Annotated in this window: 16 protein-coding genes; all 16 read right to left on the reverse strand. The window is 39.9% G+C overall.

Translation table 11 applies throughout. The annotated features are described in order from the left end of the window. Positions 1-12: 12 nt before the first annotated feature. Genes FN732_RS04925 through FN732_RS05000 form a run of 16 tightly spaced genes read right to left on the reverse strand, consistent with a single transcriptional unit; the run spans position 13 to position 12831 of the window. Positions 13-1101: a flagellar basal body P-ring protein FlgI gene (locus tag FN732_RS04925; protein ID WP_142935377.1), complete on the reverse strand. Its 1089-nt coding sequence runs from the start codon at positions 1099-1101 to the stop codon at positions 13-15. A 9-nt stretch (positions 1102-1110) separates the two neighbouring features. After that, a complete protein-coding gene (locus FN732_RS04930) occupies positions 1111-1740 on the reverse strand; it encodes a flagellar basal body L-ring protein FlgH (RefSeq protein WP_246051337.1) in 630 nt (209 codons plus the stop codon). Between the two features lie 11 nt (positions 1741-1751). Next, on the reverse strand, positions 1752-2750 hold the full coding sequence (gene flgA, locus FN732_RS04935) for a flagellar basal body P-ring formation chaperone FlgA (RefSeq protein ID WP_142935381.1): 999 nt from the start codon (positions 2748-2750) through the stop codon (positions 1752-1754). Continuing rightward, positions 2680-3480 carry a flagellar basal-body rod protein FlgG gene (gene flgG / locus FN732_RS04940; RefSeq protein WP_142935383.1) on the reverse strand — a complete coding sequence of 267 codons (801 nt, stop codon included), beginning with the start codon at positions 3478-3480 and terminating at the stop codon, positions 2680-2682. Before flgG ends, flgA begins: the two co-directional genes overlap by 71 nt. A gap of 11 nt (positions 3481-3491) precedes the next feature. After that, the gene (flgF, locus tag FN732_RS04945; protein WP_142935385.1) at positions 3492-4208 is read right to left on the reverse strand and encodes a flagellar basal-body rod protein FlgF; all 717 of its coding nucleotides are present in this window, start codon (positions 4206-4208) and stop codon (positions 3492-3494) included. A gap of 2 nt (positions 4209-4210) precedes the next feature. Further along, positions 4211-4738, reverse strand: a complete 528-nt coding sequence (gene fliN / locus FN732_RS04950; RefSeq protein ID WP_142935388.1) for a flagellar motor switch protein FliN — start codon at positions 4736-4738, stop codon at positions 4211-4213. Then, a complete protein-coding gene (locus FN732_RS04955) occupies positions 4662-5684 on the reverse strand; it encodes a flagellar motor switch protein FliM (RefSeq protein ID WP_142935390.1) in 1023 nt (340 codons plus the stop codon). The genes fliN and FN732_RS04955 overlap by 77 nt, the downstream gene beginning before the upstream one ends. A gap of 8 nt (positions 5685-5692) precedes the next feature. Further along, positions 5693-6721: a flagellar motor switch protein FliG gene (gene fliG / locus FN732_RS04960; protein ID WP_142935392.1), complete on the reverse strand. Its 1029-nt coding sequence runs from the start codon at positions 6719-6721 to the stop codon at positions 5693-5695. 9 nt (positions 6722-6730) lie between these two features. Next, positions 6731-7237 carry a YqhA family protein gene (locus FN732_RS04965; protein WP_142935394.1) on the reverse strand — a complete coding sequence of 169 codons (507 nt, stop codon included), beginning with the start codon at positions 7235-7237 and terminating at the stop codon, positions 6731-6733. Next, the gene (locus tag FN732_RS04970; protein ID WP_142935396.1) at positions 7238-8599 is read right to left on the reverse strand and encodes an ArsB/NhaD family transporter; all 1362 of its coding nucleotides are present in this window, start codon (positions 8597-8599) and stop codon (positions 7238-7240) included. Further along, positions 8599-10161, reverse strand: coding sequence for a DNA repair protein RecN (locus FN732_RS04975; RefSeq protein ID WP_142935398.1), 1563 nt, complete (start codon positions 10159-10161; stop codon positions 8599-8601). The genes FN732_RS04970 and FN732_RS04975 overlap by 1 nt, the downstream gene beginning before the upstream one ends. Before the next feature lies 1 nt (position 10162). After that, entirely contained in the window at positions 10163-10747 is a 585-nt protein-coding gene (gene yihA / locus FN732_RS04980) for a ribosome biogenesis GTP-binding protein YihA/YsxC (RefSeq protein ID WP_142935400.1), read from the reverse strand. Then, positions 10747-11307 carry a TlpA family protein disulfide reductase gene (locus FN732_RS04985; protein ID WP_142935402.1) on the reverse strand — a complete coding sequence of 187 codons (561 nt, stop codon included), beginning with the start codon at positions 11305-11307 and terminating at the stop codon, positions 10747-10749. Before FN732_RS04985 ends, yihA begins: the two co-directional genes overlap by 1 nt. Position 11308: 1 nt before the next feature. Further along, entirely contained in the window at positions 11309-12229 is a 921-nt protein-coding gene (gene trxB, locus FN732_RS04990; RefSeq protein ID WP_142935404.1) for a thioredoxin-disulfide reductase, read from the reverse strand. Positions 12230-12232: 3 nt separating this feature from the next. After that, the gene (gene trxA, locus FN732_RS04995; RefSeq protein WP_142935406.1) at positions 12233-12559 is read right to left on the reverse strand and encodes a thioredoxin; all 327 of its coding nucleotides are present in this window, start codon (positions 12557-12559) and stop codon (positions 12233-12235) included. Beyond that, a complete protein-coding gene (locus FN732_RS05000; RefSeq protein WP_246051338.1) occupies positions 12559-12831 on the reverse strand; it encodes an ArsR/SmtB family transcription factor in 273 nt (90 codons plus the stop codon). Before FN732_RS05000 ends, trxA begins: the two co-directional genes overlap by 1 nt. Between the last annotated feature and the right edge of the window lie 25 nt (positions 12832-12856).

The following is a 12856-nucleotide window of genomic DNA, read 5'->3' on the forward strand; positions in this document are numbered from 1 at the left end:
TCACGTTCCTCCCTACATGATTATAACTTTTGCATGTAATTTTCCAGCTGCCTTAATTGCCTGTATAATTGCTATTAAATCTCCAGGAGAGACTCCTAATTCGTTTAGAGCCTCAACAAGGTCCTTTAGAGAAGGAGAGTTTATGGAGAATATTCGCCCGTTCTCTTCAACAACTTGGGTTTTAACGTTTTGAACTACCGTAGTATTTCCACTTGAAAGGGGAGAAGGTTGGGAAACCACGGGAGTTTTAGTCACAGATACGTAAATGTTCCCATGGGAAACATAAACTGGAGGGTCTATTTTTACATCCCCACTCATAATAACTGTTCCGGTCTTTTCATAAATTACAATTGTTGGTTCTGGATTTGTCTTGACTTTTAAGTTCAAAATTTCAGATATAAAACGAACCTTATCTGTTTCAGGAGGAAAACTAACCCTTATAGTAGCTGAATCTGCTGCTCTTGCCAAATTCATGTTAAAGTGCTTGTTTATTACATTGGCTATTTCGTAGGCTAAGGAAAAGTTAGGAGAGTTAAGAGTAAGGACTATTGTCTTTTGACCGTTCAACTCAAATGGAACCGACCTTTCAACAATTCCTCCGTTGGGAATGATACCTGCTGTAGGAAAGTTTTTTTGAACTTTTCCTCCCTTGTTTGATTCACTGAATCCTCCTCCTGTTGAGACAGGACCCTGAGCAAATGCATAGATTTTACCGTCTGCTCCCATTAAAGGAGTCCTTATTAAGACACCGTTGGCTATACTCTTCGCATCTCCTAATGATGCTACCTCTACATCAAAGGTCATTCCAGGCTTTGCAAAGGGAGGCAGTTTAGCCGTTACTATGACAGCAGCAGCATTTTTTGTCTTTACAGCCTTTGGGTCAACGTATATTCCCATTCTCCTGAGCATGTTGGCAATACTTTGGAGAGTGAAGACACTGGTTGTTCCATCTCCGCTTCCATTTAGTCCAACAACGATTCCATAACCGGTTAGATAGTTAGGTCTCACTCCTTCAACGTTTACCAACGTTCCTACATTTACCTCTGCTCCAAATGAGACATTAGAGATTATTAGTAAAAGAGTAATAAGGATTCTTACCACGCTCTACCTCTAAAATGGCCAGATTTTTGATAGGAGTCTTGCCAACCATCCCGGCCTCTGAGTTTCGTTAAAGTAACCTTTCCCGTTGTACTCAACATACATGTTGGCGATCTTTGAAGAGGGTATTGTGTTATCGGGACCTATATCACTTGGTCTTACAATTCCTGAAATTCTTAAAACTTGAACGTCATCGTTTATCTTTACCGTTTTCTCTCCAACTATGAATAGGTCTCCATTTGGATAGACCTTAACAACCCTTGCAGATATGGTTGCTATCAGCTTTGCATTTCTTGATGTTGAGTTTTTTCCTGAGAAGGACTCAGAAGGAGAGGTAGAGAATCCAACTAACGGATCTTTACTCTTACCTGGAAATGGCTTACCAAAGAATTTAGGTTTATTAACATTAATGTTGTAGGAACTCTTCTTCCCAGAAGAGGTGTTTGCCGAGCCGGAACCGGAGAGATTTTCGTAAACATTAATTGTTACTACATCACCAACGTTGTGTGCTTTAGGGTCAGAAAATAGGTTATCGTAACCGTTGAATAAAGAACCTGGAGAGGCTTCCTTTTTGCTAACTTCAGGAGGAGGTGTTTTGGGAAAAACAACAGGTTCCTTCTTCTCCGTTCCACAGGAAGCCACAACAAAGATAACTAATCCGATACAAATTCTACTAAGCCATTTCCAATTACCCTGCATAGTATCACTTTTCCAGTAGATGGATTTCTGACTTTAATTATATCCCCTATAAGGCCATCCTGATTGGCTATTCCAAGGAGCTCTATCCTTAAACTCCCCCTTCTATAAACAACCTTAACAGGAAGGTTCTTCCTAACGGCAAAGTTAGGTGTAATGTCCCTCTCCTTTATGACTTCGCCAGGGAGAATATCCCTCCTTGCTGTTGCTCCTACAATAGCTTTTAAATTATCTGTTCCTCCTCTTGCCCTACTTTTCCTTACTTCCCTAACTGCTACATCTTGAGGGTCAATTTTACTTCCCCTTGGAATAGGTTTAACAGCAACTACTACCTTTACTTTTTTTTCAATTCTGACTGGTATCCAGAATTTTTTAAATCGATTACCGTTAGTGTAAATTTCATAAATGAATCTCGCATATCTGTCAGATAGAGAGTCAAGTATCAGTTTCTCCTTATAGTTATTGGTGGGTAGTTTAACACTCAGTCCCGGTACAGAAATAACCTCATATTTAGAGTAGTTCTTTTTTATGAAATCTTCTACTAATTTCCTAATATGTTCCTTATCAATTTCAACACATAGGGATTTTATAGTTGTATAATCCGTCCCTGTAATACGAATTTCTCTAAAGGAAACTCCATTCTTCCTTAAAAAATTTGCAATCCGCTTAGCTATCTCCTCCTTTGATAAAGTTCTTCTGCTACAAATTCCAACATTTCCTATTTTAATTTCAGAGAGTAGTTTTTTCTCAAAATTGCTTCCCTTAATATGAGCGATATCCCCTAAAGTTACATAATTTGAACTTACAGTAACTTTACTTTTAAGCTCTATTTCAGCTCCATAACATAAGGAGAAGGAAAAAATAAGTGCTAAGATAGCGAAGAAACTACGACTTAAGGTTAGCAACTGTTCTAAGCATTTCATCTGCCGTGAGTATTCCCTTTGAATTAATTTCATAAGCTCTTTGAGCGACTATCAAGTTAACCATCTCTTCTACAATGTTAACGTTGGAAGCTTCGAGGAAACCCTGGGTTAATTTACCAAAACCGTCCGTATTAGGGTCTCCCTCAATAGGTTCACCTGAGGCGTCAGTTTTTGCAAATAAATTGCCACCCAAGGCCTTCAATCCAGCTGGATTCATGAACCTGTAAAGTTTAATCTGGCCTACCTCTTCAGTTACCTGCTCTCCACCGGTGTTTCTAACAACGTAAACCTTTCCATTTGGAGATATGGATATGCTAACAACAGTTTCAGGAGAGGAAATTTGAATGTTTGGATAGAGTTTGTACCCCTCAGGAGTTACAACGTAGCCCTCATCGTCAAGCTGGAAGTTTCCAGCTCTCGTATAGGCTTCCCCTCCTCCGGGAAGTTCTATTTTGAAAAATCCATGTCCCTGTATTGCTATGTCCAATGGTTTATCTGTTTTTATGAGACTACCCTGAGTAAAAATCTTACTCACATCGGAAAGTTTCACACCTAAACCAATCTGTATTCCTGAGGGGACCCTGTTCTCATCTGAACTCATAACTCCAGGGTCTCTAATATCTTGATATATTAAATCCTCAAAATTCGCCCTTGACCTTTTAAATCCCACCGTATTAACGTTAGCTATGTTGTTGGATATAACGTCTAAATTTGTCTGTTGAGCCTCCATTCCCGATGCTGATGTCCAGAGAGCTCTAAGCATATCTCCCTCCTCTATAATTTTCCTATTTCTGTGCTCTTAACGTTAACGTAATCAAGCGCTCTCATGAGATTACCGTAAATCTCAAATCTCCTTTGAGCCTCTATTAGCTCCACCATCTCCTTAATGGGACTCACATTGGAGTTCTCTAAAAATCCCTGGAGAATTTTTGCATCGGTTGCCATTGGAGTTCCTATTCCCTGATAGTAGGAATCCCCTAAGGGCTTGACTTTTTGAAAGTCAACAATTTTTAGGATACCAACTTTTCTATTACCCTCATATACTTCCCCATCAGAAGTAACGGTAATCTTTTCACTTTCTGTAAGGAAAATTTCCTTTCCGGAGATATCTAAAACAGGATTTCCATTTTGGTCAACCAACTTTCCATCTGAATCAACAAAAAAGTGACCGTTTCTCGTATAAATCTCTCCACTTTTTCCTTTTACAGCGAAGAAACCACTTCCCTTTAAAGCTAAATCCAAGGGGTTACCAGTCTTTCGGAGAGCTCCCTGAGACAGAATTACATCGGTTCTTTTAAATCTCGGGAAAACCATTAAATTGTAAGCATCTCCCCTATTTTTGGGTATGTGTTGAGAAAACTCCTCCATAAGAATTTTCTTAAATCCAGGAGTATCCACATTTGCAACATTGTTTGAAACTATATCTAACTGCTCCTTGGCCCTCTCAGCCCCAGAAGCTAAAATGTAAAGTGATTGAACAGTTAAAGCCATATTTACTCCTCAATTAATTTTAATCTCTCCTCGGGAGTAATAATTTGAACGATTTCAACACCAAAATTATCCTCAACCTGATAGAGCTTTCCCTTTGCTACCAGTTTACCGTTGATTTTTATATCAACAGGCTCATCAATAAATCTGTCAAGTTCAACAACACTGTTTGTATGGAGTTTCAAAATCTCCTCCAACGGAAGTTTTGTTGAACCAACTTCAACACTTACTTCAAGGGGAATATCCTTTAGAAGCTCAAATTCCTTTTCGCACTTTTCAGATGGTTTGGTTTCCTCAGGAGTACTCTTTAATTCCTGCTCTTTTAAGGCCTCTTCCCACTGTTTCGCCAACTCCTCTTGATTTTGCTCTTCCTGATTATAGGAGTTAGAGGCCTGTTGCTGTTTTAAAGACTCTTCCCACTCCTTAGCCAAGTTCTCCTGATTTACTTCCTCTCCTTCAGCCTTTGGCTTCTCCTCCTGTGTTTTCCCCTTCTGTTCTGCTGTCTCTTCCAGGTTCTTTTCCTCTTCTGCCATTTCCGTCCCCAGATATAAACTTACTAATTAGAGCTGCATATTTATCCTTAACCTTTCCAAGTCTAACGAGAAACTTAGGAGTCTCCTCGACGTAAAGTCTGAACAGGTCTTTTTTAGAAACTTCAAGGTTAATTTTATCTCCAACCTTCCAGTTTAAAATATCTCCCATTCTTAATTTTTTTCTTGCAAGCTCTAAAGTCAATTTCACTTTTGTTTTAAGAACTTTTTTTCTAAGCTGGGCATCCCAAATAGGGTCCTTTTCTGTGAGGAAGGACTCGGAAAAAATTATGTCCCTTATCGGCATAAACATACTCTGAGGAAAGCAGAAAAAAAAGGGTGCCTCATAACCTTCAATATCCATAGAGCATTCAACAACGATAACCTTCTCATTTCCAGAAGCAATTCTCGCAAGGGTTGGATTCAGCTCTATTCCTTTTAATTCCAGCTCTACTGGATAGATATTTTTCCACACACTTTCAAACGTCTCTAAAGTAAGTTCTACAACGCTGCGTATAATTTTAAGCTCTAACCGGGTAAATTCCCTTCCTTCCACCTTAAAGGGTTTAGCAGGTCCTCCAAAAAGGACACTTATAATTACAAAAACTAACCTTGAATCGAGCACTAATAGGAAATTTTCCTTTAAAGGTTTCATAGAAGCTATACTGTAACTGGCAGGCATAGGGATTTTCGACATAAACGACTGAAAACGGGTTATAAAAACTGTTTCCTTTGATACCATTGCAACTTGAGGAATCAATCTTCTTATCTCCTCTCCATAAATCTTCAACCACTTCTCAAAAAGGAGATCTAATCCTGGAACTCCCCCTTTCTTTACGTGTTCTAACTTTGAAAAGTCAAGGGGAGCTATTTTCTCCTCTTCCTTTTCCTCCTTTTTTTCCCCTAAGAGGGCATCGATTTCTTCCTGAGAAAGGAAATCCTCAGACATTCATCCCCCTAAATGAGCTCCTCAGAACCGCTGATATCTATTTTACCCTCTTCCGCAAGCTTCTTAATTACAGCAATAACTCGTTTCCGTGCCGCTTCAACGTCCGATTTTTTAACAGGACCTAAAGCTTCTAAATCCTCCAAGAACATCTGAGCTGCCCTCTTTGACATGTTTGAGAGGAACTTATCAAGAATTTCTTGAGGAGCTCCTTTAAGAGCTAACAGAAGGTCATTCTTATCAACCGACTTAAGTATCTCAATAATTGCTCTATTATCAAGTTTAATAATATCCTCAAACTTGAACATCCTCTCTTCAATGGCATCTGCAAGGGATGGGTCTTCCTTTCTGATTTGGTCAAGGAGCTCCTGAGCAATCTCTTTTGGTAGATTGTTAACTATTTCAGCAGCAATATCCAAACCGCTTAGTGCCTGTTCCTTTCCTCCTCCAATACTTGCCAACTCCTCCTCCAATGCCTCAACAACAATCTTCAACGTTTTCATTGAAATCTTTTCAAGTTGCGCCAACCTCTTTACAACCTCTTCCTGAACGTTAGTTACTCCCAGTCTCTTAGGAAGGTACTGAATAACTTCGGCTGCCTTCATAGGAGGTAACTGGGAGAGTATTATGGCAATAATTTGAGGGTGCTCTTTCTCTATGAGCTTTGCTATAAACTTTGGGTCGAGTTTTTTAAGCTCCTCAAATATGAGTTTTTCCGATTCTGCAAGCATTGTTTCTTCTAAAAGTTCGTTGAGCTTATCAGGAGGAAGGGCTTTTTCTAAAAGCCTCCTAACTTCATCAGGAGCTGCCTTCAGAGGAGCAATTTCTGACAGCTCACTGTAAGCTTCCTCGATAACGAGTTTCACCATATCCTTCTTTACTGTTCCTAAAGAAAGAATCGCCTTGGCAATCTTTGCGATTTCATAATCCTTCAAGTTTCTTATAACATTAACGGCAATGTCTTCAGGAAGGGACAGGATTAAAATAGCAGCTTTTTGAACTCCTGTAATTCTCTCTGTTTTTACTTTCTTTTCTTCCATAAACCACCTTTAATGGTTCTTGTGACTGAAGTAGAGGGCTAAAGCGAGCATAAGAACACCTGCTGCAAGGTATAAGGTTTCTAAAGGAGTTTCGTATTTAATATGAATTGCATACTTGAAAAAGGTAACAATTAAAACCATAAGGACAACTTTTGCCAATTTCTCCTTTAAATCATCCAAACTGTGAATTGCAAGTATCTTACTCGACCTCTTATCACTCTCAGCTTCGTCAATTCTGCTTATAAAGAGCTCGTAGAGACCTAATGAAAAAATTATTAAAACGGTAGCAATTAAGTAGAGGTCTATAGCACCTACTATTGAGCCTACAAGGGTTTCATGTTCATCTGAACTAATGTGAAAACCCCTTTCAACGAGGGAATAGACCGGTTCGTATATTTCCATAGAAGCTACAATGAAGAGGGAAAGTGATGCAAGGAGAGAAAAGAGAACTGCAAATATTACAAGCCACCTCGTTCTCCATAAAAAACCTTCAAAAACTCTCTCTAAAAGTTTCACTTAGAAACCCCCAAATACAGCGTGTTCTATGTAGAAGAGAACAATTGCAATAACAACAGTTATTGCGGCAACAGGTGTTCCGTACTTCATAAACCTGAAGAAATCAATCTTGTATCCGTTCCTCTCAGCAATGTCTGCAGTAACAATATTTGCAGAAGCACCGATTAAAGTCAGGTTTCCTCCAAGACAAGCTCCCAAGGAGAGTGCCCACCAGAGAGGGTCCATAATTGAACCCATCTGCAGCTCCATCCCTTTTAAAACGTAAGCCATAGACATTGTAAATGGTATGTTATCCACAAATCCAGAAATTACTGCTGAGACGAATCCTACAATTATTATCCCTTCGTGGATGTTGTTTCCTATTTCCTTTATCAGCCAGTGAGCAGCTATATCAAACACACCGTTGACCTCTAAGGCTCCAACAACCATAAACAGTCCCATGAAGAAGATTAACGTTGTCCACTCAACCTTTTCCAAAATCCAGGCAGGAGAGAGGCCACTTATTAAGGATAAAATCGTGGCCATCGCAAGAGCAATAATTCCTGGCTCAAGCCCTAAATCGTGTCCAACTATAAAGAGTATGATTGTTATCAGGAAAGTGACTACAGATTTCTTCATAAGCTTTCTGTCTAAGAGCCTTTCATCAACTTCTCCCGAAAGTATGTCTGACAGCTCATCTCCCGAAACTTGAGCTTTTAGAAATCCCCCCTTAGCCATCAAGAAGTGCATTACTGCAAGACCAATTAAGAAGGCAAGGGTAGCGTAGGGTGCTACTTCCTCTAAGAAGTCATTGAAGGTCTTACCTGCAATACTTCCAATGATTATGTTTGGCGGGTCACCAATTAAGGTTGCCGTACCACCTGTGTTTGATGCTAAAACAATTGCAATGAGGTATGGAATAGGGTTCAATTTAAGCTTTTCCGCAATGTTAATCATAACAGGAGCCATAAAGAGGACAGTTGTAACGTTATCCAAAAATGCAGAAAAGAGAGCTGTAAGCAGAGAAAATATCCATAGAACCCTTGATGGAGAACCTTTTGTTAACTTAACAGCTTTTGCTGCAACAAGATGGAAGAAACCACTCTTTCCCATAACGGTAACGATGTTCATCATTCCAAATAGGAGAAAGATTGTATTGTGGTCAACAGATTCCCAGGCCTTTTCCGGAGTTATAACACCGATAATTAGAACAAGGGAAGCTCCTATAAGAGCAGCAATCGTTCTATGGAAAAACTTTTCTAAGAGTATCATTGCGTACGTAAATAGAAAGAGAAGAACGCTTAACTCCGCCATCTCCGTTTTAGAAAGGTGAATGTGAAAAGCTCCTAAAAGACCACTGACTTCCTTCACAGCCCCTTCCATCACTCCTCCCAGCTATTTAAAAGGTCTTTAACAGCTCTAATACTTCCCTGTGTAACGTCTCCAGATATCATTTTCGAAATTTCCTCTACAAGAGAGGAGTTTTCTAAAACGTTTACTTCTACTTTCCCATTCCCTGTTCTCTCTAATTTAAAAACCCTATCTGCTGGAGCAACAACCTGAGGCGAGTGAGTTACAGCTATAACTTGTTGATTCCTCGAAATAAGTTTCAGTTTTCTTGCAACCTTCTTGAGTATTTTACCAGACATGCCCGAATCAATCTCGTCAAAGACCATTGTAGCAGAAGGTAGGGAAAAGATGGATAAAATTGAAAGGAGAAATCGAGAGAGTTCTCCTCCTGAAATTGATTCAGAAATTGGAGACAAGGGTAAAATTGGATTTCCAGAAAACAGGAATCTTACAGTTTCAAGGCCAACAGGAGAAGGTTCTTTAAGGTCTTGAAATTCAATCTCAAACCTTGCAGAATTGAGGCCTAACTCTGAAAATTCCCTCTCTAAGTATTTCTTCAGCAAACTACTACCTTCTTTTCTCTTAATGCTTATTTTCTTACCTATCTGATAAAGTTTCTCCTTTATTTCTTCCAACTCCCTTTCTAAATTTTCAATTTCGTAGGAAACATTCTCAAGCCTTTCCAACTTCTCTTTCGATTTATTTAGAAAGTCATAAATTTCCTCATAGGAACTTCCATACTTTTTCTTAAGTTTTTCTATTTTGTAGAGTCTTTCCTCTATTTCCTCCAAGGAAAGTTCAGTTTCTGGAGGATTCATTTTTCTCTCAATTTCCGAAACTATCGATTCAACTTCGTAGTAGACAGAGGAGAGCTTTTCTGAAATTTCACCGTACATGTTTAAGGAATCAAACTCTCTAATAACATCTGAGAGAAGCGAAAGGACGGACACCTCTCCTTCGTAGAGCAGAAAGAGCGAAGTTTCCCTAACCTTTCTAATCTCCTCAATTTTGGAGAGTTTTTCCCGGAGCTCTAAGAGCTCCTCCTCCTCTCCTATCTGAAGGTTAACTTCCTCAATTTCGTTTATTTGAAACTTCAAAATATCAATTTCCCTATCCCTTAACCTCTCCTGCTCCTTTAACTCCGCAAGTTCCGAAAGCTTACTACTATACTTCTTTAGAACTCCTCTGAACTCTTCAAGGAGACCTTCGGTCTTCGAAAATCTGTCAAGTATTTTAAGTTGATAGGAGGGTTTTAGTAGATTTATACCCTCCCTTTGGGACTGAATAAAAAAGAGAGGAGATAGAACCTCGTAAATTTTCCTCTGTGGAACTCTCATACCGTTTAAAAAGTACCTCGAGCGCCCTCCCTTAAAGTCCCTCCTGACGAATATCTCCTCCCCATCTACCCTTAAGACAGCCTCTACAAAGGTATCTTCTGTAACAAACGGGAACTTTTCTCCCATTAAAAACTTAATTGATGAAACGAGAAGGGATTTACCCGTTCCAGTTTCACCGATAATAACGTTAAAGTTTGGAGAGAGGAAGAGCTCTCCACTTATACCACCAAAGGAATTAACTCTGAGTTCCTCAAGCATACTAACTGCTGACCCAATTGTTCAGAATTTTTAGAACCTGCTCTCTACCTTCGCGGGTTTTTGACGAGAAGGGAACTATTCTAACTGAATCATCCTTAAAGGCTCTTCTGACTTTTTCTTCAAGCTTCTTTCTCTCTGAGGACTTCAACTTATCAACCTTCGTTGCAATTACAACGTAGGGAATAGAGTAAAAGTCCAACCAATCCTTCATCTGTTTGTCCTTCTCTGTGGGTCCTACCCTTGAATCAATTAGGAGAAAGATACCCTTTAATCTGTCTCTACCCTTTAAATAACTTTCTATAAGTTCCTTCCACCTCTTCTGTTCCCTAAGCGGAACCCTTGCGAAGCCGTAACCGGGAAGGTCAACTAAGAAGAACTTTTGATTAACTAAATAGAAGTTAATCGAACGGGTCTTTCCAGGCTCAGAGCTCACCCTTGCAAGCTTAAAGTTGTTTACAATGGTATTTAAAAGGGAGGACTTTCCAACGTTTGACCTTCCAACGAAGGCCACCTCGTTAAAGGGAGTCTGGGGTAAGTCCTCAGGTGAGTAGACTGCTTTGTAGAGCTCCACATTTTTAACTTTCATTATCCCTCTTTTAAAAGCTGGTCTACAGCCCTTACAAAGAGCTCCTCGTAGGAAGGAGCAAATCCAACCTCGTAGTACCTAATAAACCCTCTCTTATCGATTATGTAGGTTTGAGGGATTGAGTCAAGTCCCGTAATTTTCCCTGCAAACTCATCCCAAGCCTTTTCCGGTGCAGGAGCTACAGTGTAGCTAACTCCCATCTTTTCAACGAAGGGCTTTAGTTCTTCAGGAGCTCTACCTGAATAGTCAACAGAAAGCCCAATAACTACAACTTTTCCACCGTACTTCTTATAAATCCTGTCAAGAACAGGCATCTCTGCCCTACAGGGTGGACAGTAAGTTCCAAAGAATTGAACAATAACAACTTTCCCTCTAAAATCTGAGAGTCTATGGGTCTTCCCGTTCACATCTGTAAATTTAAAATCGTAAGCTCTCGTTCCTCTACTCTCCTGTGAGATTGATGATACCTCTGTAGTTTTCTCAACCTTTCCCGTTTCCTTTTGACACCCTGTAATTGAGACAAGAGACAACAAAAGAGCAACGGATAGGAGCTTTTTCATCCTAACCTTCCTTCTCCTCTAAGAATTTTGTGGCAGACATTGCTGCAACTGCTCCATCAGAAGTGGCCGTAACGACCTGTTTCAGTGGCTTGTACCTAACGTCCCCAGCGGCAAAGAGACCTGGCATTTTTGTCTTCATCTCATCATCTGTAAGAATAAATCCCTGTTCGTTCGTTTCCACTAAGTGTAAAACAGGGGAGACGTTCGGTTCATTTCCAATGAATATAAAAATACCGTCAACTGGCAGTTCCGATAATTCACCGGATACAGTATCCCTAAGAGTAAGGGATTCTACAAAGTCCTTTCCATTTATGGATTCAACAACCTTATTCAGTACAGGTTCTATTTTTTCGTTTTTCCTTACCCTATCCTGAATAATTTTTACAGCTCTAAACTTATCTCTCCTGTGAATCAGATAAACTTTGTTTGCAAACTTTGTTAGATAAAGGGCTTCCTCTAATGCAGAATCACCCCCACCAACTACTGCAACGGTTTTATCCTTAAAAAAGAAACCGTCACAAACGGCACAGTAGGAAACTCCCCTTCCTAAAAACTCTGCCTCTCCAGGAACGTTTAACTTTCTTGGGGTTGAACCTGCAGCCCAGATTACGGTTTTTCCCCTTATTTCATCATTCCCGCACTTTAAAATGAAAATATCCCCTTCAACATCGACAGAATCCACACTTTTTCCAGTCTCTATCTTTGCTCCAAACTTCTCTGCATGTTTTCTGAATTTCTCTGAAAGTTCAAATCCAGTAATACCTTCATAGAAACCAGGATAGTTCTCTATCTGCTCCGTTATAAGGAGCTGTCCACCTGGAACCTGGTCAAGAACAACCGTTTTAAGTTGAGACCTTCCAGCATAAATTGCAGAAGCCAGCCCTGCAGGGCCAGCACCAACTATCACAACATCCCAAATCATGCTCTACTCCCCGAGGAAACGGGCTATCATGTTTTCAAAAACAGCCTTAGGCTGAAGTCCTACTTTAACATCGGCAGGCTCTCCATTAACAAAGAGTATAACGGTAGGAATTCCCCTTATTCCGTACTGCATTGCAACCATGGGAAGTTCATCTGTGTTTACTTTAACAACTTTAACTTTTCCTTCGTACTCCTGGGAGAGCTCCTCAATTGTGGGAGCAAGCATTCTACAAGGTCCACACCATGGAGCCCAGAAGTCAACAAGCACAGGGATATCTGACTGAAGAACTTCCCTTTCAAATTCATCGACTGTTTTGATTTCTTTTGCCATTACTTTACCTCCTCTTCTAAAAGTTTCAAGATTTTAACTACAACGGGTAACTCTATTCTGTAACAGGTTTTTACTCCGTCCTTACGGAATGAAATTACTCCTGCATTCTTCAGTATGTTAATGTGCTGGGAAACCGTTGGTTGAGGAACGTTCAATTCCTGCCAAATATCCTTTACACACTTTTCACCATCGGACAAGTATTTAACAATCTTCACCCTCGTTGGATGGGCAAGAGCCTTTAAGATATCGGCTATTTTTGTTTCCCTCTCCAAAAAACTCCTCCGAAATTTTAAGGGA

Origin of the sequence: Balnearium lithotrophicum (genome assembly GCF_900182585.1) — a bacterium.
GTDB lineage: Bacteria > Aquificota > Aquificia > Desulfurobacteriales > Desulfurobacteriaceae > Balnearium > Balnearium lithotrophicum.